Source organism: Sphingomonas sp. Leaf22, assembly GCF_001421715.1.
In the GTDB taxonomy this organism is placed as follows: Bacteria; Pseudomonadota; Alphaproteobacteria; order Sphingomonadales; family Sphingomonadaceae; genus Sphingomonas.
In genome coordinates, this window is the sequence record NZ_LMKP01000007.1 from 29823 (window position 1) to 51188 (window position 21366).

General features: G+C 68.0%; 23 protein-coding genes. 5 read left to right on the forward strand and 18 right to left on the reverse strand.

The window, feature by feature from the left end; genetic code table 11:
- Nucleotides 1–126: 126 nt before the first annotated feature.
- The gene (gene rpsD / locus ASE70_RS04920; RefSeq protein WP_056398950.1) at nucleotides 127–738 is read right to left on the reverse strand and encodes a 30S ribosomal protein S4; all 612 of its coding nucleotides are present in this window, start codon (nucleotides 736–738) and stop codon (nucleotides 127–129) included.
- 198 nt (nucleotides 739–936) lie between these two features.
- Between rpsD and ASE70_RS04925 the strand changes: the two genes are divergently transcribed.
- Nucleotides 937–1242: a chorismate mutase gene (locus ASE70_RS04925; RefSeq protein WP_056398953.1), complete on the forward strand. Its 306-nt coding sequence runs from the start codon at nucleotides 937–939 to the stop codon at nucleotides 1240–1242.
- A 328-nt stretch (nucleotides 1243–1570) separates the two neighbouring features.
- Here ASE70_RS04925 and ASE70_RS04930 read toward each other — a convergent pair whose 3' ends face one another.
- Nucleotides 1571–3361, reverse strand: coding sequence for an IlvD/Edd family dehydratase (locus ASE70_RS04930; protein ID WP_156347381.1), 1791 nt, complete (start codon nucleotides 3359–3361; stop codon nucleotides 1571–1573).
- 240 nt (nucleotides 3362–3601) lie between these two features.
- Between ASE70_RS04930 and ASE70_RS04935 the strand changes: the two genes are divergently transcribed.
- Nucleotides 3602–4921, forward strand: coding sequence for a sugar MFS transporter (locus tag ASE70_RS04935; RefSeq protein WP_056398956.1), 1320 nt, complete (start codon nucleotides 3602–3604; stop codon nucleotides 4919–4921).
- Nucleotides 4922–4931: 10 nt separating this feature from the next.
- On the forward strand, nucleotides 4932–5918 hold the full coding sequence (gene araD1 / locus ASE70_RS04940) for an AraD1 family protein (RefSeq protein WP_056502023.1): 987 nt from the start codon (nucleotides 4932–4934) through the stop codon (nucleotides 5916–5918).
- 347 nt (nucleotides 5919–6265) lie between these two features.
- Here araD1 and ASE70_RS04945 read toward each other — a convergent pair whose 3' ends face one another.
- Nucleotides 6266–6721, reverse strand: coding sequence for an NUDIX domain-containing protein (locus tag ASE70_RS04945; protein ID WP_056398959.1), 456 nt, complete (start codon nucleotides 6719–6721; stop codon nucleotides 6266–6268).
- 85 nt (nucleotides 6722–6806) lie between these two features.
- Here ASE70_RS04945 and ASE70_RS04950 point away from each other — a divergent pair, with 85 nt between their 5' ends.
- Nucleotides 6807–7397, forward strand: a complete 591-nt coding sequence (locus ASE70_RS04950) for an alpha-ketoglutarate-dependent dioxygenase AlkB (protein ID WP_056502026.1) — start codon at nucleotides 6807–6809, stop codon at nucleotides 7395–7397.
- A complete protein-coding gene (locus ASE70_RS04955) occupies nucleotides 7390–7776 on the forward strand; it encodes an HIRAN domain-containing protein (protein WP_235519615.1) in 387 nt (128 codons plus the stop codon). The genes ASE70_RS04950 and ASE70_RS04955 overlap by 8 nt, the downstream gene beginning before the upstream one ends.
- 15 nt (nucleotides 7777–7791) lie before the next feature.
- Here the strand turns inward: ASE70_RS04955 and ASE70_RS04960 are convergent, their stop codons facing one another.
- From ASE70_RS04960 to ASE70_RS05030, 15 genes are all read right to left on the reverse strand, one after another.
- Nucleotides 7792–8745: a zinc transporter ZntB gene (locus ASE70_RS04960; protein WP_056502029.1), complete on the reverse strand. Its 954-nt coding sequence runs from the start codon at nucleotides 8743–8745 to the stop codon at nucleotides 7792–7794.
- Nucleotides 8742–9503, reverse strand: a complete 762-nt coding sequence (locus tag ASE70_RS04965) for a precorrin-2 dehydrogenase/sirohydrochlorin ferrochelatase family protein (RefSeq protein ID WP_200925600.1) — start codon at nucleotides 9501–9503, stop codon at nucleotides 8742–8744. Before ASE70_RS04965 ends, ASE70_RS04960 begins: the two co-directional genes overlap by 4 nt.
- The gene (lysA, locus tag ASE70_RS04970; RefSeq protein ID WP_056502035.1) at nucleotides 9494–10759 is read right to left on the reverse strand and encodes a diaminopimelate decarboxylase; all 1266 of its coding nucleotides are present in this window, start codon (nucleotides 10757–10759) and stop codon (nucleotides 9494–9496) included. The genes ASE70_RS04965 and lysA overlap by 10 nt, the downstream gene beginning before the upstream one ends.
- 105 nt (nucleotides 10760–10864) lie before the next feature.
- Nucleotides 10865–11398 carry an NADPH-dependent FMN reductase gene (locus ASE70_RS04975; protein WP_056002718.1) on the reverse strand — a complete coding sequence of 178 codons (534 nt, stop codon included), beginning with the start codon at nucleotides 11396–11398 and terminating at the stop codon, nucleotides 10865–10867.
- Between the two features lie 39 nt (nucleotides 11399–11437).
- Nucleotides 11438–11839 (reverse strand): flagellar export chaperone FliS, encoded by a 402-nt coding sequence (locus ASE70_RS04980; protein WP_056398988.1) that lies wholly within the window; start codon nucleotides 11837–11839, stop codon nucleotides 11438–11440.
- Nucleotides 11839–13344, reverse strand: coding sequence for a flagellar filament capping protein FliD (fliD, locus tag ASE70_RS04985; protein WP_056502037.1), 1506 nt, complete (start codon nucleotides 13342–13344; stop codon nucleotides 11839–11841). The genes ASE70_RS04980 and fliD overlap by 1 nt, the downstream gene beginning before the upstream one ends.
- A 62-nt stretch (nucleotides 13345–13406) precedes the next feature.
- On the reverse strand, nucleotides 13407–14525 hold the full coding sequence (locus ASE70_RS04990) for an EscU/YscU/HrcU family type III secretion system export apparatus switch protein (RefSeq protein ID WP_056502042.1): 1119 nt from the start codon (nucleotides 14523–14525) through the stop codon (nucleotides 13407–13409).
- Nucleotides 14522–15295, reverse strand: a complete 774-nt coding sequence (gene fliR, locus ASE70_RS04995) for a flagellar biosynthetic protein FliR (protein WP_056502045.1) — start codon at nucleotides 15293–15295, stop codon at nucleotides 14522–14524. The genes ASE70_RS04990 and fliR overlap by 4 nt, the downstream gene beginning before the upstream one ends.
- A 241-nt stretch (nucleotides 15296–15536) precedes the next feature.
- Nucleotides 15537–15806 carry a flagellar biosynthesis protein FliQ gene (gene fliQ, locus ASE70_RS05000; protein ID WP_056002733.1) on the reverse strand — a complete coding sequence of 90 codons (270 nt, stop codon included), beginning with the start codon at nucleotides 15804–15806 and terminating at the stop codon, nucleotides 15537–15539.
- A gap of 5 nt (nucleotides 15807–15811) precedes the next feature.
- Entirely contained in the window at nucleotides 15812–16561 is a 750-nt protein-coding gene (gene fliP / locus ASE70_RS05005; RefSeq protein ID WP_082438947.1) for a flagellar type III secretion system pore protein FliP, read from the reverse strand.
- A 157-nt stretch (nucleotides 16562–16718) separates the two neighbouring features.
- Nucleotides 16719–16973 carry a FliO/MopB family protein gene (locus ASE70_RS05010; protein ID WP_056002736.1) on the reverse strand — a complete coding sequence of 85 codons (255 nt, stop codon included), beginning with the start codon at nucleotides 16971–16973 and terminating at the stop codon, nucleotides 16719–16721.
- Nucleotides 16973–17269: a flagellar motor switch protein FliN gene (gene fliN, locus ASE70_RS05015; protein WP_056002739.1), complete on the reverse strand. Its 297-nt coding sequence runs from the start codon at nucleotides 17267–17269 to the stop codon at nucleotides 16973–16975. Before fliN ends, ASE70_RS05010 begins: the two co-directional genes overlap by 1 nt.
- Entirely contained in the window at nucleotides 17266–18219 is a 954-nt protein-coding gene (locus ASE70_RS05020; protein WP_056502051.1) for a flagellar motor switch protein FliM, read from the reverse strand. The genes fliN and ASE70_RS05020 overlap by 4 nt, the downstream gene beginning before the upstream one ends.
- Nucleotides 18220–18225: 6 nt before the next feature.
- Complete coding sequence (locus ASE70_RS05025) at nucleotides 18226–18903, reverse strand: flagellar basal body-associated FliL family protein (protein ID WP_056502052.1); 678 nt, start codon at nucleotides 18901–18903, stop codon at nucleotides 18226–18228.
- Nucleotides 18904–18914: 11 nt separating this feature from the next.
- Nucleotides 18915–21359 carry a flagellar hook-length control protein FliK gene (locus ASE70_RS05030; protein WP_156355990.1) on the reverse strand — a complete coding sequence of 815 codons (2445 nt, stop codon included), beginning with the start codon at nucleotides 21357–21359 and terminating at the stop codon, nucleotides 18915–18917.
- Nucleotides 21360–21366: the final 7 nt, after the last annotated feature.

Here is a 21366-nt window from a genome sequence, read left to right on the forward strand (position 1 = left end):
CCCTTTCGGTTTCTGCCAGCGTCGCGGGCAAAGCCCGCGCCGTCGGTCGCTGCTTGTGCAGCGCCGGCCGCTCGCGCTGAGGGGTTGCCTCGGTCCAGCTGCGCTGGACCTTGGCTCAGCGCGAGATCAGCGCGAGTAGAATTCCACGACCAGGTTCGGTTCCATCTTCACCGGATACGGCACTTCGTCCAGCGTCGGAACGCGGGTGAAGGTGACCTTGGTGCCTTCGGCGCCGATATATTCGGGGATGTCACGCTCGGCGAGGGTCTGCGCTTCGAGGACCAGCGCCATTTCCTGCGCCTTGGTGCCCAGCGAGATTTCGTCGCCGACATAGCAACGACGCGACGCGATGTTGCACTTCACGCCGTTGACGCGGACGTGGCCGTGGCTGACCAGCTGACGCGCGGCCCAGACGGTCGGCGCGAACTTGGCGCGGTACACGATCATGTCGAGGCGCTGTTCGAGCAGGCCGATCAGGTTCTGACCGGTGTCGCCCTTCATGCGCGACGCTTCTTCATAGGTGCGCTTGAACTGCTTTTCGGTGACGTCGCCGTAATAGCCCTTCAGCTTCTGCTTGGCGCGCAGCTGGGTGCCGAAGTCCGACATCTTGCCCTTGCGGCGCTGACCATGCTGGCCGGGGCCGTATTCCCGCTTGTTGACCGGGCTCTTGGGACGACCCCAGATATTCTCGCCAAGACGGCGATCGAGCTTGTACTTGGCGCTGGAGCGCTTCGACATCGTAAATCCAATGCAATTGCAGTAACGTTTGACCATCCAGGCGGACGATCGCGGCTCCCGGTATTCGCCGCCGGTCTTGCGACCGGGGCCACCGCTTCACCGGGAATGCGGGGCCGAATTGCGAAGGGGGGCGCCTAGCCGGATGGTCCGACAGAGTCAAGCTGGACAAGCCGCAGCGCAGCCGCCACAGCGCGGGGCATGACGATCCTGCCCGGCCCCGACTGCACCACCATGACCGACGTCCGTGCCGGGGTCGATCACGTCGACCGCGAACTGGTCGCGCTGCTGGCGCGGCGCTTCGCCTATATGGACGCCGCCGCCCGCATCAAGCCGGGCCGCGAAGCGGTGCGCGACGAGGCGCGCAAGGCACAGGTGATCGCGAATGCGCGCGCGGCGGCGGCGGCGGCGGGGGTGCCCGATGCGGTGGTCGCGGATTTGTGGGAGCGGCTGGTCGAGGCGTCGATCGGGTATGAGCTGGCGCGGTTCGACGCTACGCGGGGGTAGGGTGGCAAAGGGTTGGTAGCTCCGCCCCGCTCGCCCACGTCACTTCAGGATTGGCCGAAACCTCCGGGAACGTCCCGAACGGAGCCAAACCCGAGCCGTACCCCGGCGAAGGCCGGGGTCCAGTTGGAAAGGCTTGTCCGTAGCTAACTAACGTCCCTCAACTGGGCCCCGGCCTTCGCCGGGGTACGAATCAGCGGCTTTCGCGGAGGTCTCGCCTTACGCCGGGGTCCCGGTGCCGTTTCCGGCCGCAGCGGGAAGCGGGACCCCGGGTCAAGCCCGGGGTGACGGTCTGGCGTAGCGAGAAAGGGCGGTCACAGACCGCCCTCCGTCAGTGGTTGTCGCGCGGCAGGCCGCGGGTCTGGGCGATCTGCTGATACGCCTCGGCCCCTTCGAGGATCGCGCCGGTCGACATCTGGCCGACGACCGAGCGCTGGATTTCCTGCCACGGGGTCTGCGACGCCGGATATTGATAGCCACCGGCCGCTTCGAGCTCGCGGCGGCGCTGTGCCAGTTCCTCGTCCGCCAGCAGCACGTCGGCGCGGCCCTTGCCCAGATCGATGCGGACGCGGTCGCCGGTGCGCAGCAGCGCCAAGCCGCCACCCGCCGCCGCTTCGGGGCTGGCGTTGAGGATCGAGGGCGATCCCGACGTGCCCGACTGACGCCCGTCGCCGATGCACGGCAGCGCGCTGATCCCCTCGGTGATGAGATAGGCGGGCGGACGCATGTTCACGACCTCGGCGGCACCCGGATAGCCGATCGGCCCCGCGCCGCGCATGAACATCAGCGTTTCGGGGGTGATGCCGAGCGACGGATCGTCGATGCGGTGGTGATAATCCTCGGGGCCGTCGAACACGACCGCCGGCCCTTCGAACGCTTCGGGATCGTTCGGGTTGGACAGATAGCGTTCGCGGAATTCGGGACCGATCACGCTGGTCTTCATGACCGCCGCGTCGAACAGATTGCCCTTCAGCACGATGAAGCCGGCCTCTTCCTTCAGCGGCTGGCCGAACGGGCGGATGACCTTTTCATCCTCGATCGTCGCGTCGCGGCAATTGTCGCCGATCGACTTGCCGTTCACGGTCAGCGCGTCCTGGGCGATCAGGCCCGCACCCATCAGTTCCTTGACGACCGCCGGTACGCCGCCCGCGCGGTAATAATCCTCGCCCAGATATTCGCCGGCGGGTTGCAGGTTCACCAGCAACGGGACCTTGTGGCCCTGTTCCTGCCAATCCTCGATCGGCAGGTCGACGCCGATATGGCGGGCGATCGCCGCCAGATGGATCGGGGCGTTGGTCGAACCGCCGATCGCCGAATTGACCTTGATCGCGTTGTGGAACGCGTCCTTCGTCAGGATCTGCGAGGGTTTCAGATCCTCGCGGACCATGTCGACGATGCGCAGGCCGGTGCGGTACGCGATTTCCTGCCGGTCGCGATACGGCGCGGGGATCGCAGCCGACCCCGGCAACTGCATGCCGAGCGCCTCGGCCAGCGAGTTCATCGTCGTCGCCGTGCCCATCGTGTTGCAATAACCGGTCGAGGGTGCGGACGAGGAAACTAGCCGGATGAACTCCTTGTTGTCGATCTCGCCGGCGGCGAGCAGCTGCCGCGCCTTCCACACGATCGTGCCCGATCCGGTGCGCTCGCCCTTGTGCCAGCCGTTGAGCATCGGCCCGACCGACAGCGCGATGGCGGGGATGTTGACCGTCGCGGCGGCCATCAGGCACGCCGGCGTCGTCTTGTCGCAGCCGATGGTCAGCACCACGCCGTCGAGCGGATAGCCGTACAGCACCTCGACCAGACCCAGATAGGCGAGGTTGCGGTCAAGGCCGGCGGTCGGACGCTTGCCGGTTTCCTGGATCGGATGGACCGGGAATTCGAGGACGATGCCGCCCGCTTCGCGAATCCCCTCGCGCAGCCGCTCGGCCAGCACGAGGTGGTGGCGGTTGCAGGGCGACAGGTCGCTGCCGGTCTGGGCGATGCCGATGATCGGCTTGCCCGACTGCAACTCTTCCTGGCTCAGGCCGAAGTTCAGATAGCGCTCGATATAGAGCGCCGTCATGTCGATATTCTCGGGGTTGTCGAACCAGGCGCGGCTACGCAGGGGGGGCATGTCGGTCATGGAAATTCCGGTGCAGCAAGTGGACGGACGAACAGGGGCAATCGGGGTGCAGGCGACACGGACGGCCGAGCCGGGTGCGTGCAGGCGAGTCGGACGATGCCCGTCTTCACCCTGTTTCCTCCCCCGTATCAAGCGCCGTTGACGCCATGCGTTGGCGCATATAGTCAGACAAAATCGAATTGGGCAAGCGACGCGACGGACCAAACCGTCCCGCCAGCCGTAAAATGGGAGAAGACGAGGATGCCGGCCCCAATATCCGCGCGCACCGGCGCGGTGCCACAAGGCGCGTCGGGCGCCAGTTACGCGCCCGCACTGACGCTGCTGGCCAGCCTGTTCTTCATGTGGGGGTTCATCACCGTCATCAACAACACGCTGCTGCCGCATCTGCGCAGCGTGTTCGACCTGAACTATACCCAGACGACGCTGATCGAAAGCGTGTGGTTCATCGCCTATTTCTTCGCATCGATCCCCTCGGCCAAGCTGATCGAGCGAATCGGGTATCAGAAGTCGCTGGTCATCGGGTTGCTGATCATGGCGGCCGGGGCGCTGGGCATGGTGCTCGCCGCCAGCCTGCCGTCCTATGGCGTGACGCTCGTCATGCTGTTCGTGATCGCCAGCGGCATCACGCTGCTGCAGGTCGCGGCCAACCCCTATGTCGCGGTGATCGGTCCGTCGGCGACGGCGTCGTCGCGGCTCAATCTGGTGCAGGCGATGAACTCGGCGGGCACGATGCTCGCGCCGCTGTTCGGTGCGTATCTGATCCTCGGCCGGTCGAAGGGCGGCACGTCGGAGGCGGGCACGGTGCTGACCCAGGCCGAGCGGATGGCCGACGCGCACTCGGTGGTCCTGCCCTATGTGCTGGTCGCGATCGTGCTGGTCGTGCTGGCGGTCATCATCGCCCGCTTCCCGCTGCCGGCGATGGGATCGTCGACCAGCCGCGTGGCGAAGGAGGAACGCAAGAAGCATTCGCTGTGGAACCACCGCAACCTGGTGTTCGGCGTACCCGCGATCTTCATCTACCTGATCGCCGAAATCGGCGTCGCCAACCTGTTCGTGAACTTCGTCAGCCAGCCCGACATCGCCAACGTCACCAACGAACTGGCCGGGCGCTACCTGACCTTTCTGTGGGGCGGCATGATGATCGGCCGGTTCGTCGGCAGCTTCGTGATGCAGAAGGTCGATGCGGGCAAGGTGCTGGCGTTCTTCTCGATCGGGGCGTTCGTGGTGATGCTCGGCGCAACGTTCCTGAGCGGTCCGGCCGCGATGTGGTCGCTGATCCTCGTCGGCCTGTTCCACTCGATCATGTTCCCGACGATCTTCACGCTCGGCATCAAGGGGCTGGGGCCGCTGACCGAGGAAGGGTCGGGGCTGCTGATCATGGCGATCGCCGGCGGTGCGCTGGTGGTGGTGCAGGGCTGGCTGGCCGACCGGTACGGCCTGCAATGGTCGTTCCTGCTGACCGCCGCCTGCGAACTGTACATCCTGTTCTATGCGGTGTGGGGATCGAAGGTGACCAATTCGATCGACGACGTCCCCGCCGACACCGACGTCTTTGCATAAGGAACCTTCGATGACTCTCCGTCTGTTGCAGCGCGTCGCCCCGTCGCGCGCCGTGATCGCCGCGACCGAAACGGCCGCGCACATCGTCCCCGGCGTCGACAGCGTCCGCACGCTGGCGCTGCGCGCGATCGATGCCGGCCACAGCATCGCCGACGAGGTCGCGGCGCTGGGGCAGGGCGAGGCGGTCGATATCGCCGCGCTGCTCGATGCCGGTGCGATCGGATCGCCGATCGACCATGAGGACCCGGCGCATGTCATCATGACCGGTACCGGCCTCACCCATCTCGGATCGGCCGAGGGCCGCGACAAGATGCACCGCGCCGCCGCCGAAGCCGCGACCCAGACCGATTCGATGCGGATGTTCCTCGAAGGCGTCGAGGGCGGCAAGCCGGCCGAGGGTCAGGTCGGGCAGCAGCCCGAATGGTTCTACAAGGGCGATGGCGGGCAGATGGTTGCGCCGGGTGGCGACTTCACCATGCCGCATTTCGCGCAGGACGGCGGCGAGGAGCCCGAACTGGCCGGCATCTATGTCATCGGTTCGGACGGCACGCCGCACCGCATCGGCCTCGCGCTCGCCAACGAATTTTCGGACCATGTGACCGAACGCCACAATTATCTGTGGCTGGCGCACAGCAAGCTGCGCCAGGCATCGGTTGGCCCCGAATTGCTGGTCGGCTTGCCCCCCGAGCATATCGAGGGTTCCAGCCGCATCGTCCGGAATGGCGAGACGATCTGGGAAAAGCCGTTCCTGTCGGGCGAGGCGAACATGTCGCACAGCCTGTCGAACCTCGAACATCATCATTTCAAATACGTGCTGTTCCGCCGCCCCGGCGACATTCACGTCCATTTCTTCGGCACGGCCACGCTGTCCTTCTCGGACGGGGTGCGGACGCAGGAAGGCGACGTGTTCGAGATCGAGGCCGCGCCGTTCACCCTGCCGCTGCGCAACCGGTTGACGCGCGCGGCGGAAGAGAACGTGGCGGTGAAGCTGCTGTGATAGTCTCGCCGTTCCGGTGATATCATCGTCATCCCGGCGCAGGCCGGGATCCATGGATGTGGCCGGGTCGCGCTTCTGTCGGACGCGCCCGACACAATGGATCCCGGCCTGCGCCGGGATGACGGTTCTTCGTCTACTCTCCCTCTCCCCCCGTTCGCTTCGAGCGGAGGTTCGAGCCTGTCGAGAACCGTAGTCGAGAAGGGGTTGCCTAAAACGACCCGTTCTCGACGAGGTTCGGGTCGAATTGTCCCCCGGACAATTCTGGACCATGCGGGGCATGGTTCACCCGAGCCTCTTCTCGACTTCACTTGAAGCTGCTCGAACCAAACGGGTTTCTGGTGGTGCACCTACCCCAGCAACGGTTCGATCCGGTCGAGCAGCGGCAGCTGGCTCTTCAGCATCAGCGTGCGGGCTTCGGCGACCGGCATCCACCGGGCCGCGTCGACTTCCGGAAAGCTGCGGCGACGGCCGCTGCGGGGGGGCCATTCGATTTCGAACAGGATGCTGGTGATCGCCCCGGTATCGACATCCTGTTCGGCGGCGAAGGCCGATACCGACTTGCCGCCCGCCTGTCGCACCATGCCGAGCGGTTCGAGCGGGCCGGTGACGGTGACGCCCAGTTCCTCGGCCACTTCGCGGCGCGCGGCATCCTCGACCGCTTCGTCGGGTTCGATCTGGCCCTTGGGAATCTGCCACGCGCCGACATGCCGCCGCGCCCAGAACGGGCCACCGGGATGGACGAGCAGTACGGCCGGCCCAGGCGTCCGACGATAGAGCAGGATGCCGGCGCTGTGCTGTGGCATGAAGGAGTCCCCGATTTTTCGGGCGATCGTGACCGTCGCCCTTGGTTGATGGACAGACGCCGCCGACCCATGTTGCGTTCCATCGATGCCGCAACTCGACCTCTTCGCCGCCGAACCGGTGCTGCCCGGCCTGACCCATGCGTCGTCGTTGGTGGCGGCCGACGACCTGCCCGCGCTGGCGGCGGCGATCGACGCCGCACCGCTCGTCCCCTTTCGGTTCCAGCAATGGACCGGGCTGCGGCGGACGGCGTCCTATGGCTGGCATTATGATTTCGAGCAGGGCCGGGTGGGGCGGGCCGAACCGATGCCCGACTGGCTGCTGGCGGTGCGCGCGCGGGCGGCGGCGTTTGCCGGGCTACCGCCCGATGCGCTCGTGCAGGCGCTGCTGATCCGGTACGATTCCGGTGCGGGCATCGGCTGGCATCGCGACCGGCCGGTGTTCGAGCATGTCGTCGGCCTGTCGATCGGCGCGCCCGCGACGCTGCGCTTTCGACGGCGGCGGGAGGGTGGGTTCGACCGGTTCGCGCTGCCGCTGGTCGCGGGCGGCGCCTATCACCTGACCGGCGAGGCACGCTGGGACTGGGAACACGGCATCGCGCCGATGGCCGAACCGCGCTGGTCGATCACCTTTCGCAGCCTGACCGAACGGTTCGTGCGGAGTTTGCGCGATGCGTGAGTTGAGCCTGCCCGTCGTCGGGGCCGACCATCCCAATCGCGGTGGCGGCAATCGCCGGTTCGAGATATTGCTGTGTGCGCCGGGCGAGGCGGTGACGCTGGTCCCCGAACCGCGCAATCCGGTCGACCCACATGCGGTGATGGTGCTGAGCGCGCGCGGGGTCCAGATCGGCTATCTGACCGCCGACCGCGCGGCATGGATCGCCGGCATGTTGCGCAGTGGTCGAGACGTCGCGGCGATCTTTCAACAGGCGACCGCGATGGGCGCGGCGATCCGGATCGCGTTCGACGGCGCGGTGCCGGTACTGCCCCGGCCGGTGGTGGTGCAGGTCGATCCCGACCCGGATTTCTGGCCGGACGACCTTCCCCCCGACGATTGAGGCGGAACCCCGTCGCTACCGCCCGATCCAGTGCCTGCGCACGAACCACGCGACGATCGCCGCACTCATGACGACGCACAGCCCGACCACCCCGGCAAAGGCCCATGGTTCGTCGGCAAAGGGAATGCCCTTCACATTCATGCCGAGCAGACCGGTCAGGAAGGTCAGCGGCAGGAAGACCATCGCCGCGATCGCGATCTGCAACGATCGCTGGTCGAGTTGTTCGGCGCGCAGGTCGGTCAGCGTCTCGTGGATCAGCGCGGCGCGTTCGCGGATCGAATCGACTTCCTCGGCCATGCGGGCGGCGCGGTCGGCGGCGGCGGCAAGGTGCAGGCGATCGTCCTGTTGCAGCCAGTCGCCCGGCAACTGGCCGAGCTTTTCAAGGGCCGCGCGCTGCGGCACGAGGAACCGGCGATAGCCGATCGCGCGGACACGGGTGTGGGTCACCGCGCGCCGCTGTTCGAAGATGCGGGTCGGGTCGAGCGCCTCTTCGCATTCGTCGAGCGTGTCGCCCAGATCGGCGATCAGCGGGTCGAGCTGTTCGGTGATCGCGCTGGCAAAGGCGACGATCAGGTCGCCGGGATCGGCGACGCCGCCGCTCTCGACCCGGTCGACCACCGTATGGAACGCGGTCAGCCGGCGGCGCGTGACCGAATGGACCCGCCCGGCGCTGGCATAGAGCCGGACCGAGGCGAGCGGATCGGCGCTGGACAGCACGTCGTCGGACAGGCCGCGCAAATTGACGAACGCCCCTTTGCCCAGCGCATCGCAGCGCGGCCGCGTCTCGACGGCGGTCAGCGGATCGATGACATATTCGGGCAGATGGGCATGGTCGCGCAGCCACAGCGCGACCTGATCGCCTTCGCCGTGCAGGTGAATCCACGTGAAGCCGCCAGTCGTGTCGATCGCCGTCAGCGGATCGACCGACGTCACCTTGCCCCCCTCGATATGCCAGGCCGAGCAGGTCATGCCAGATCGATCGTCAGGCCGGGGAGCGGTTCGGCAGGCACGGGTTCCATGATCCGCACGGCATCGGCCCGCGCACGGTCGAGGATCGCCGCCGGCACGTGCGGTGCGTGATGGATGCGGTCGGCCTGTCCCAGCCAGCGGGCTTCGCGTAAGCTCAGGTCGTCGGGATCGGCGGACCGCAGCCGGATCACCTCGACCCGGCCGGCGACCGCTGCCGCACCGTCCAGCCACTGCGCGACCGCGTTGTCGGCATGCGGCACCATCGGGTCGAGCGGTCCGCCCGCCGCGATCGCGGCACCGATCGCGCGGCGGCGGTCGCCGCCATCGGGGAAGCGGGCGCGCAGTGCGGCGCGCGCCGCGCCCAGCCCCTCGGCGAGTCGCCCGACGCCGGCGGGCAGGATCGCCTCCAGCCGCTGGCGAATCGCCGCCGCCAGCCCCGCCGACACGCCGCCGGTCGAGATCGCGATCAGGATCGGCGACCGGTCGACGATCGCGGGCAGGGTGAAGTCGCAATCGGCGGGCCGGTCGACGGCGTTGACGAGGATGCCGCGCGCCTTCAGCGCGTCGATCGCCAGGCGCGCCTCGGCATCGTCCTCGACCGCGACCACCGCGATGCGGGCGTGCGGATCGTCGGCGACGACGGTCAGCCCGCTGCGTTCGAGCAGGCGGCGCTTGGCATCGGCCGGCTCGCCCTCCCCGACGAGGAGGACGCGCCGCCCGGCGGTGCGCAGCAGGATCGGCAGCCCGTTCACAGCCAGGGCGGCAGGCGATCGGCCTCGGCCAGTGCCGCGATCGGCGGGCGTTCGCGCACGACCGCGAACCGGTCGCCCGCCACCAGCACCTCGGGCACCAGCGCGCGCGAATTGTAGGTCGATGCCATGGTCGCGCCATATGCGCCGGCGGTCATGAACGCGACCAGATCGTCGGCGGCGACCACGTCCATCGCACGGCCCAGCGCGAAGGTGTCGCCGGTCTCGCACACCGGGCCGACGATGTTGGTCACGGCGCGCTCGCCGGTCGGGCGGACGGCGCGGATGTCGTGATAGGCGTCGTACAGGCTGGGGCGCAGCAGGTCGTTCATCGCCGCATCGACCACGACGAACGGCGCGGTCGCGCCCTGTTTCACGCGGATGACGCGCGACACCAGCACCCCGGCATTGGCGACGATCAACCGGCCGGGTTCGAACATCAGCCGCGTGTCCCAGCCGGCGGTCGCGCGGGCGACCATCGCGCCATACTCGGCCGGGCTGGGCGGCAACGGCCGGGCCGGGTCATAGGGTACGCCCAGACCACCGCCCAGATCGGCATGGGTGATGGCGTGACCGGCGGCGCGCAGTTCGGCGATCAGCGCACCGACCCGGTCGAACGCCGCCGCCAGCGGTACGAGGTCGGTCAGCTGGCTGCCGATATGCACCGCGACGCCGCGCACCTGAATACCGGGCAGCGATGCGGCATGGGCATAGGCGGCGGGGGCGGCATGGTAATCGATGCCGAACTTGTTCTCCTTGCCGCCGGTCGAGATCTTCGCATGGGTGCCGGCGACGACGTCGGGGTTCACCCGGATCGCGATGCGCGCGACGGTGCCGAGGCGGGTGGCGACCGCCGAGAGCATGTCGAGCTCGGGTTCCGATTCGACGTTGAACTGGCCGATGCCGGCGTTCAGCGCCTGCGCCATTTCGTCGGCGGTCTTGCCGACGCCCGAGAACACGATCTTGTCCGGGTCCATGCGGGCGTCGAGCGCGCGGTACAGCTCGCCACCCGACACGACATCGGCCCCCATGCCGGCCCGGGCGAGCGTCGCCAGCACCGCCTTGTTCGGATTGGCCTTTACCGCGAACGCGACCAGCGGTTCGCCGGTGCCCAGCCCCGCCACCGCCTCACGAAACACACGGACATGCCGTTCGAGCGTCGCGGTCGAATAGACATAGACAGGGGTCCCGACCGCATCGGCGATGGCGGGCAGGCTGACATCCTCGGCATGGAGCGTGCCGTTGCGAAGCGTGAAACAGTCCATGCGCCAGCCTTTAGAACGGCGCGGGCGCGAAGAGAATGGCCGAACGCGTCCGTTCCCTGTTTCGCGCGATGCCGGAGCGGATTTCCGGTCCGGTCGGCCGCCGCCCTATCGCGCGGCGAACCCGATCATCTGTTCGACCATCAGCCGCAGCTGGCCGTCCGCCTTGTCGATCGCGCCGTCCTCGACGGTGTTGATCGCCACGCCGATCGGCGTCGGCCAGCCGCGCAGCGCATGGGCGACGGTGCGCAGCGTGCCGAGCGTCGCCACCGCCGCCTGCCACCCGGCGGCGGTCGCCACCAGCCCGACCGGCAGTCCGTCGAAATAGACGCGGTCGTCGCGGCGCAGCATCTCGACATGGTCGAGCGCGTTCTTGACCAGCCCCGACAACGTGCCGTGATAGCCGGGCGAACCGATGATGATCCCGTCGGCATCGCGCAGCGCGCGCAGGAACGACTGGATGCGGGCATTGCTGCCCGCCGTTTCGGGTTCATAGTTCGGAAAGTCGATTGCCGGCCCGGTCAGCAGCGTCGTGCGCGCACCCAGCGTCGCGGCATGGGTCAGCGCCCGCTCCAGCGCGGCGGCGGTTCCCGAGGTCGGGCGCAGCGTGCCCCCCAGCGCGACGATATGCGGTTGCTTCATGGCCGCAGCGCTAACCGATCACGCCCGCGCTTGCCAGCCTCAACGCGGTCGCACCGCTTCCCATGCCTCGGCGATATCGGTCAGCGACGCGGCGGCGTTCAGGAAGGGGCGCGCATCCTGCCCGATGCTGGCGTTGACGATCTGTTCGCGCAGGCCATTATACAGCCGCGACAGGGTCTGCGACAGGTCGCCGCCCTTGTCGAAATCGAGACCGGCTTCGAGCGCGAACAGGATCGCGGTCGCACGCGTCACCCGGTCGCTCTTCATCGCATATTGGCGGTTGTCGGTCGCCCATGCCGCCGATCGCAGCGCCCGGACCGCTTCCTCGTACAACAGCGACACCAGCGCGTGCGGGTCCGCGCCGCCGGTGCGCGCGGCAAGATCGACCGATCGATAGGTCTGGGCGGGATCGCCGGAAAGGGCGGTGGCATAGCGGGTCATTATTCGCTCCGCGTCCACATCTTGATCTGGTTTTCCATGAAGGTCTGCTGTGCCTTGTACGCGGCGACGCGCGCCTCGGACGCCGCGAACTGCTGCGTCATCCGGGTGGAGGTCGTTTCAGTCTGATCGGCGACCTTGGCCTGTTCCTTGGCCAGATTGGTCTGCGCCTCGGCATAGCGCTTGTCGCTCGCACCCAGCCCCAGCGTCGTGCTCTTCGCCGCGACCGCGATGCGGTTGAGCGCGGCGGGCAGGCTCTGGCCGCCCGTCTTGTCGCTGCCGGTACCGGGCACGAACATCGCCTCGACCGCGTCGGGATTGTTGACGAGTGCCGCCGACAGCAAATCGTCATCGACGCGCAGCGACCCGTCATTGTTGGTCGCGACGCCGATCCGCGCCAGCGTCGTCGGGCTGCTGTCGGTCTTGCCGGTCAGGTCGGCGATGCTCAGCTTTTGCAACGACCGCTTCAGCGACTGCGCGGCCGGGTCGGCGCGCAGGTCGCCGGTGATCGGGTCGGTCGCCTTGTTCACCGACGCCAGCATGTTGTTATACGCCTCGACGACGTTCTTCACCGCCTCCTTCAGCGCATCGGTCGGCCGCGACGAACTGAGCGTCACCGGGCCGTCGGTCGTCACCGCCTTCAGCTCCAGCTTCACGCCGTCCGCACCGGTGATCGTGTTCGACGCGCTGACCATCGGCACGCCGTCGACGCTGAACACCGCATTGCCCGCGCGGGTCACGACCTCGGCCCCATCGGTGGTGCTGCTGTCGAAGTCGACGTTCAGCCGTTCCAGCCCCGGCACCGCGCTGCCGCTGGCGGGGGTGGCGGTCATGGTGAAGGCCTGGTTCGCGCCATCGGTGCTGCGCAGCACCAGCCGCTGGCCATTGGCGTCGTTCACGACGCTGGCGGTCACGCCGGCCTTGGCCGCGGTGATCTTGTCGGCGACCTTTTGCAGCGAGGTCGCGTCGCCGGCATCGATGGTGATCGGCGGGATGGTCGTGCCGTTCGCGGTGAACGTGCCGTCCGCCCCGACGCTGCCGAGCTTCAGCTGGAGCGTACCGGTGCCGACCGAGGCGGTGGTGCTGAACGAATCCTTGGTCACCGCCACCTGCGACGTGGCGAGGCGGGCGACGGTCACGCTGGCGTTCAGGCTGGTGACGGTCTTGCCGCTCGCCACCGATACCTTGACCGCGGCACTGCTGCTGCTCAGCTGCGTCTTGAGGCCGCTCGATTCGGCCAGCGTCGTCAGGGCGGTCGCGAATTCGTTGATGCCCGATTTCAATTCGGCGACCGATGAAATCTGCGCGGTCAGCACGTCGGATTTCTTGGTCAGCTGCGCGTTCTTGCCGGCGAACTGCGCATCGACCAGGCGCTTGATCAACGCGGTGGTATCGACCCCCGACCCCTCGCCCAGCGCGTTGGCAATGTTGGGCATCGTCCCCGTCGTGGCGGTCGTCTTCGGCGTGGTCGCGGTCGACGTGGCCGCGGTGCTGATCGTGGTCGCCATCGTCTTCTCCCGCGCACTCTCTCCCCATCAAGCGGCAGAAGCGCGGAAATCTTTAGGGACGTTTAAGCGGAAATCTTGCCGTTTTCGTCGTACCGCGCCTCGGGCGGCACGGTGACCGGCGGCTGGATACCACCCGCCTGCCGGTTGACGCCGAAGACGAACGCCAGAACCGTCGCGATGGCGAGGTACAGGTCGTCGCGAACCTCCTGCCCCTGCTTGCTGGTGTAATAGACGGCGCGGGCGAGCTGCGGATATTCCAGCATCGGAATCTTCGCCTCGGCCGCCAGTTCGCGGATCGCGAGCGCGGTGGCACCCCGCCCCTTGGCGACGACCACCGGCACCTGATCGCGACCATGTTCGTAGCGCAGCGCGACCGCGAAATGGGTCGGGTTGGTCAGCACGACATGCGCCTCGCCCACCGCCGCCTTGAAACCGCCCTTCAGGATGTCGTGCCGCCGCTGGCGGATCTGCGCCTTCACATGCGGATCGCCGTCGCTTTCCTTATGCTCGTCGCGCACTTCCTGCTTGGTCATCTGCAGGCGGCTCATCCGCTGGAAGATCGCCAGCGGCACGTCGAGGCCCGCGATCAGCACCAGCCCGCCCGCCATCACGAACAACAGCGTCAGGAACGTGCCGCCAAGGTCCGAAATCGCCTGTTCGACGTTCGACGATACCAGCCCCATCGAGCTGACCGCCGCCGATTTCAGCATGACATAGCCGATCGCGCCGAGCAGCGTGACCTTCAGCAGCGACTTGCCGAGTTCGATCCAGCCCTGCGCCCCGAACACGCGCTTCATGCCCGATGCCGGGTTGATCCGCGACCCCTTGGGGGCCAGCGCGCCGCCGTTGAAGCGGATGCCGGTCAGTCCCGCCTGCGTCACGATGCTGGCGACGACGGCAAAGATCAGCACGCTGCCGACCGGCACCGCCAGCTTCCATCCGGCCTCGACCAGCGGTCGCCATGGCTGGAAATCCTCGACATCGGCGCGTCCGAACCGGAAACTGGCGGTCATCACCGCCTTGCACGCGGCGACCAGCGTCGGCCCGAACATCGCCAGCCAGCCGCACCCCGCGAGGATGACCAGCGCGGTGCCCAGTTCCTTGGACTTGAGGACGTCGCCGTCTTCGCGCGCCTTGTCGAGGCGCTTCTGGGTTGGGCTTTCGGTTTTGTCCTCGCTCATCCCAAAACGAGCCTCTGCGCGGCTTCGAGCGCCTCCTGCACGACGACCAGCATGTAATCGGTCATCGCCGGCAGGGCGACGAACAACGCGATGACCCCCACGAACAGGCTGGCGGGCAGGCCGACCGCGAACAGGTTGAGCGCGGGGGCGGAGCGCGACAACATGCCCATGACGAGGTTCAGGCAGAGCAGCAGGAACCCGACCGGTAGCGCCAGCAACAGCCCCGACAGGAACGCATAGCCGCCGAAGATCGCGATATTCTCCAGCTTGGCAGGCGTCAGCCACGCAGCGCCGGGCGGCAGCAGTTCATAGGACCGGACCAGCAGGTCGATCAGGATCAGATGCCCGTCGAGCGACAGGAACAACAGGGTCAACAGCACCGACAAGAAGGTGCCGAGCGCAGGGCTTTGCGCCCCATTCTGCGGATCCACCATCGCCGCAAAGCCGATGCCCATCGAGATGCCGATGACCTCGGCGGCGATCACCGGCGCGGCGAACGCGATCTGGAGAACGAGCCCGATGGCGAGGCCGACCAGACCCTCGGCCGCGATGGCGAGGAAGGTGGTCAGCGAAAAGATTTCGGTCGGAATGGGAAAGGCCTGCGCATGCAGCACCAGCACCGCGATCGCCCCCGACAGCAGCACGCGCACCTGCACCGGCATCGCCACCGCGCCGAACACCGGCGCGATAATGAACGCCGCGCCGACCCGGACCATGGTGAACAGGAGCGCCCAGAGTTGCGGTTCGACCGCAAGGCCAAATCCTAGCATGGGGTCGATCCGGCGAACGCCATCGGCGTCGGCTCGAAACGGAAGATTTCCGTCACCCCGGACGTGATCCGGGGTCCCGCTTCTTCTGCGCCCGTCAGGAAAGCGGGACCCCGGATCAAGTCCGGGGTGACGGTAGAGGAAGCGAGGTGCGCACCATCGAACGGAGTCGGCAATCCACCGGTTCTCCCCCATAGCCCCGCGCAGGCAGGGGTATGGCGTAAGGGTAGCGCCTTCGTCACCGTTACCGAACCAGATCCGGAATCCGCTCGAAGATACTCGTCGTGAAATCGCTGAGCAGCCCGAGGATCAGGCTGCCGAACACCGCGAGGCTGATGCCGACCACCGCCAGCTTCGGCACGAACGACAGCGTCTGTTCGTTGATCGACGTCGCTGCCTGGATCATGCCGAGGATCAGGCCGGCGACCAGCGCCGGGATCAGGATCGGTGCCGCGACCAGCGCCAGCACCCACATCGCCTCGCGCGCGACGGTCATGAAATAGCCTGCGTCCATGCCCGCTAACTCACGAACGACGCGGCAAGGCTGCCCATGGTGAGCGCCCAGCCATCGACCAGCACGAACAGCAGCAATTTGAACGGCAACGAGATGATCGTCGGCGACAGCATCATCATGCCCAGCGACATCAGGACCGTCGCCACCACCAGATCGACGACGATGAACGGCAGGAAGATCAGGAACGCGATCTGGAACGCGGTCTTCAGCTCGCTGGTGACGAAGGCGGGCAGCAGGATCGAAAACGGCGTGTCGGCGGGCGAGGCGATCGGGCCACTTTTCGCCATCTGCGCGAACATCGTCACGTCCTTGGTCCGGGTCTGCTTCAGCATGAAGGCGTGGAGCGGCCGGCTGGCGTTCTCGATCATCTGGGTCGAATTGATCTGCCCGGCGGCATAGGGCTTGATCGCGGTGTCGTTGATCCGGCTGATCACCGGCGACATCACGAACAGCGACAGGAACAGCGACAGGCCGATCAGCACCTGATTCGGCGGCGACTGTTGCAGCCCTAGCGCCTGGCGCAGCACCGCCAGCACGATGATGATCCGCGTAAAGCTGGTCATCATCAGCAGGATGCTGGGCAGGACCGACAACAGCCCCATGATGATGAGGATCTGCAGCGACAGCGCCATCGGCGCATCGTTGCCGCCGCCCAGCTGGCCCAGCGCGCGGTCGAGCGCGTCGGCGGCACCGGGGGCCGGGGCGGGCGCGGCCGGCACCGCCTGCGCCATCGCCGGCACCGCGAGGAACAGCATCAGCGCGATGCCGATCGCCGCGAGGATGAGTTCGAACCGCCAATTGGCTCGCGCGCGCGACGGGCGCCGAACGCGAACCGTCTCAACTCCCCTCCCTKRYMAGGGAGGGGAGCAGCCAAGCGATCGGCCAAATGGTGCAATGTCCCCCCGGCGAAACTCACTTGTCGCCCCGGTCGAGCAGGGTCACGCCGTTACGGCTGACCGAGACCAGCAGCTGCCGGCCCTGAAATTCCAGCACCGCGATCTTGGTGCCGGTCGACACCATCATCGTCTCGCGCACCTTGACCAGCCGCTCCCCCTGATTGCCCGGCATCCGCGCTTCGAGGCGGCGCCACAGATACAGGCAGCCGATCATCAACCCGCACACCAGCGGCAGCAGGATGACGAGCTTCAGGATGTACGACCACATCATCAGCGGCTGACCCGCTTGTCGGGGCTGACCAGTTCGGTCATCCGAACGCCGAACCGGTCGCCGACGGTCACCACCTCGCCGCGCCCGATCAGCGTGCCGTTGACGAACACGTCGAGCAGTTCGTTGGCCCCGCGGTCCAGTTCGATCACGCTCGTTTCGCTCAGCGCCAGCAATTCGCGCAGCGTCAGCTGCGTCGACCCGATCTCGACGGTCAGGCGGACGTCGACATCCTGCAACAGCTTGAAATTGGTGGCGAGCGACGCCTCGGCGGGGAAGCCACCGGTCATCTCGTTCATTGGAATTCCTCTTCGAAGCCCGGGTCGATGGAGTTCAGCTTGATCGCGGCCTGCCCGTTGGCCGTGCCGACCGTGCCGGTTCCCAGCCGCCGGTTCGACACCCATACCGGTACCTCCGGCCCGAAATTGATCGGGATGATGTCGCCTTCCTTCAGCTCGAGCAAGGTGGCGAGCGACACGACCGGTTCGGCCAGCACCGACCGGACGGGCAGCTTCACGCTCATCACCGCGCGCGTCAGCCCCGACAGCCATTTGGGATCGGGCGCGCTGCGGCCATGGACCTTGGTCGACAGCTGCGGCGCATGGGGCTTGAGCGCGGCGACCGGATACAGGATGTCGATGAAGGTCGGCAGCATCGCATCGCCCGGCTGGATGCCGAACCGCGTCGCGATCACCGCATCCTCGCCGTCGATCGCGCCCATCATCGCCGGATTGGCTTCGGGCGCGCCGGGTTCGAAGGCGATGCCGGCCAGCGGCCCCCATGCCTCGCCCAGCGGCGCGGCGATCGCGCTCGCCAGCCGGCGGAGCATCGCTTCGGCAGCGGGGGAGAATTCGATCGGCATCGGATTGGGTGCTTCGCCGAACCCGCCAAAGAAGGTGTCGAGCGTTTCGAGCAGGAAGGTGCCGTCGATGACGATGATCGCCGGGCTTCCCCCGGTCGACAGCGTCAGCGGCACCCACCCGGTCAGCCCATGGGCACGCCGCGCCGCGCAATAGCCCGCGAACCGGTCGACCTCGACCGGTTCTGACCAGCTCTTGACCCCCTTGCGCAACAGCGGTTCGAACACCTGCCGCAACGACCGCGCCATGCGCGCCGACAGGTGTTCGAGCGCGCGCAGATCGCCGAACGGATTGAGGTTCGCCGCACCCAGGCTCGGCGCATGCGACGCGGCCGCCGTGCGGCGACTCCGTTCGCTGCCTTCGGGCACGGTGGATGGGCTGTTAACCATGGACGTTTACTGAACCACAAACGTGGTAAAATAAACGTTACCGATGCCGCCAAAGCCTTCCTTTTGCTCCAATGTGTCGTTGATCGCCTTCTTCAGGCGGAGCGAGAGCTGTTTCTTGCCCTCCGGGGTGAACACCTGATCCTCGGTCGTTTCGCCCAGCGCGAGCAGGATGGCCGAGCGAATCGCGATCTCATGGGTCTTCAGATTCTCGATCACCTTGTTGTCGTACGAGGTCGAGATCGCCACGCCTACCTGAATGAAGTGCGTGCTGTCGGACAGGTTGGAGGTGAACTCCTTCTCCATCGCGTAATAGGTTGATGCCCAGCGGTCGCCGCCCTCCATCTCGGGCGTCGGCCGGCTGTTCTCGTCGCCATGGGCAGCCTCGCCACCTTCGCCGCCGCCTTCGCCGCCGCCATGACCGCCGCCTTCGCCGCCCTCACCGCCGGCACCGGCCTTCACCTCTTCCGACTTCGGGACCAGCTTGGGCAGGTCCTTCTTCTCTTCGGGCGGTTCCTCCTTGCCGTGCTCGCCGCCACCGCCGATCAGTCCCGACGAACTGGCATACAGCCCGGCACCGACGCCCCCGCCCAGCAGGACGAGGACGCCGACGACCATGATCAGGATCTTGACCAGCTTGCCCTTCTTCTTGGCCGGCTTTTCTTCCGGCGTTTCCTTGTCGCTCATGTCGTGATTCCTCAGGCGATGCGTTTATCGGTTCGGGTGGAGGACGCTGGCGTGTCGGCGAAGGCGGAGCGGGGCGCGCGCGGTTGCTGCGATCCCTGATCCTGTGCCTGACGCTGCGATGGCTGTTGCTGCGTGCCGACATCGACCTGCATGCCGCCCAGCTTCAGCCCGCGGGCCTCGGCCATTTGCAGCAGGCGCGGCTGCGCATCGGCGAGCAGGCGGCCGGCATCGGCGTTCTCGCTGCTGAAATGCACATGGACGCGGCCGTCCTCGGTCGTGCGGATCGCAACCTCGACATCGCCCAGCGCGTCGGGCGACAGGCGGATGCGGGTCTCGCTCTGCGTCGGCGACGCGTCGCGCAGCGTTTCGATCCGGTCGATCATTCCCTCCACCCATTGCGGCTGGCGGGTGTCGAGATGCGGCTGCGCGGCGGTGACCGGTGCCGACACCGGGCGCAGCGTCGCGGCGTCGATCGCCGGGGCGGCCGGGGTCGGCAGCGGCGGCGCATCGTCGTCGCGGCGCGGACGCGCGGGCGCAGCGTCGGCCAGCACGACCTCGGCCACCGCTTCCGGGGTGGGGGCGGCGGCGACGCGGGTGACCGGCGGGGCCTTGGCCGGCTGCACCGTCGACGCGGCGACCGACACGACCGGCGCGCTCGCTTCGCCGGCGATCGTCTGTCGATTGGGGGTCAGCGGTTCGGCGATCGGTTGCGCGACAGCCGCGCGCCCGGTCGGCAGCGTGAACGGTACCGCGGGCTGATCGATCACGACGGTCGCCGGATCGGCCGGACGCGTGGCGGCGTCGGCGACCGGTATGCGTTGCGCGGTGTCGACCGCCGGTGCGCGCCCGATCGGCTCGGCGACGGGGGCCGGCGTAACCGGATCGACCATCGGAGCGGCAGGCTTGTCCGCGATCGAGGCCGAAGGGGCGGTATCGCGTGCGGCGGCGATCGGACCCGTCCGGCGTGGTGCGGCAATCGGCGCGGCCTGCGGCGCGACGTCGGCGGGCGGAACGCCCGGCGTCCGGGCGAGCGGCGGCGACGGGATCGCGACCGGCGTCACCGCTTCGGTGGTGGGCGAGGGAACGTCGATCACGATCGGCCCGCCGTCCGGCTGCGGTTGCACGGCGGCATCGCCCGGAGCGATCGGCGCGAACCCGATGGCGACGGGGGCCGCCGTCTGTCCGGCACCCAATGGCGCTTGCGCGGCGGCGGCCCTTGGAGCCGCTGGCACGAACCCGTTAGCGACGGGTGCCTCGGTCTGCCAGTCGGGTCGCACCGGATCGACGATCGGAGCAGCGGGCAGCGCGCCGGGTGCAACCGGCGCGAACCGCCGGGTGGGCGCGAAGGTGGCTTCGACGGGTGCCGCACCCTGCGGGTCGGGAACGCGGCGATTGCCGGTTGCCAGCGTTGCGCGTGCTGCCGGGGCAGGGGTGCCGTCGGCGACAACCGGCTGCCCCACGGTGGTGGCGTCCTGCGGAGCGGTGACCGTGGCAGCGGTGGCGGTCGGCGTTGCGCGGGTACGCACCGGCTTCAGGCCGTCCACACCCGGACGCTGGTCGACGATCGACGCATCCGCCGGTGCGCCCGGAACGCGACGGAGCGGCGGCATGGCCGAACGATCGGACGCGGGCGCCCGATCGCTACCGACCATCGCCGGACCCGTGCGCGTCGTTTGCGATGCGACCGGTGCAGTGCTGGCGGTGGTCGTCGCCGCGGACTCCGTATCCGGCAGCGTCGGGCCGATCCGCTTCATCGCCTGCTCGGCGTCGTCGGGCACTGGCGCGAGGGCGTCGGCGGGCGTCGCGATCATCGGCGGCAGGTCGAGCGGCGCTTGGTCGATCGGCGGCGCATCGGCCGACGCCAGGACGACCGGCACGTCGCCATCCTCGGTCGCATCGGCATCGTCGCCATCGGGGGTCGGACCGGCCGGTTCCTCCGCCGCGCGGCGGGCACGCACCGGCAGCGGCGGTGCGAAGCGCGCCGGCATCGGCTGGATCGGCTGTTCGGGCTTGGGGTCGGGCGGGCGGACCGCGACCGGTTCGTCCTCGGGCAGCAGCTTCAGCGCCCCCAGCACCCCGGCGGCGGCGATCACCGGCACCGCGTCGCGCACGGTCGGGACTGGCGGTGCGGGATCGGCCGGCACCATCGCGATCGCCTCGCTGGCCGAACCCGGCAGCACCGGCGCAACCACCGGTACCGCCGATACCGGCACGATTAGCGGCGCAGCGGCGATCGCCGTGGTGGCAACCGGCGTGGGTATGACCGGCATCGTCGGGACGCCCGTCACCGGCAACGGCTTGCCGCCATCGGCAGCGGCCTGCCGTCCGTCCTCGCCACCCGCCGGCACGATGGCGGCGAACAGCGCGGCGAACGCGTCTGCGGCGGCACCGGCCAGCGGTGCGGCCTGCATCGCCAGCGGGGAAGCGGTACTGGATAGGGCGGAGAGAAGCTGCATAGGTCGA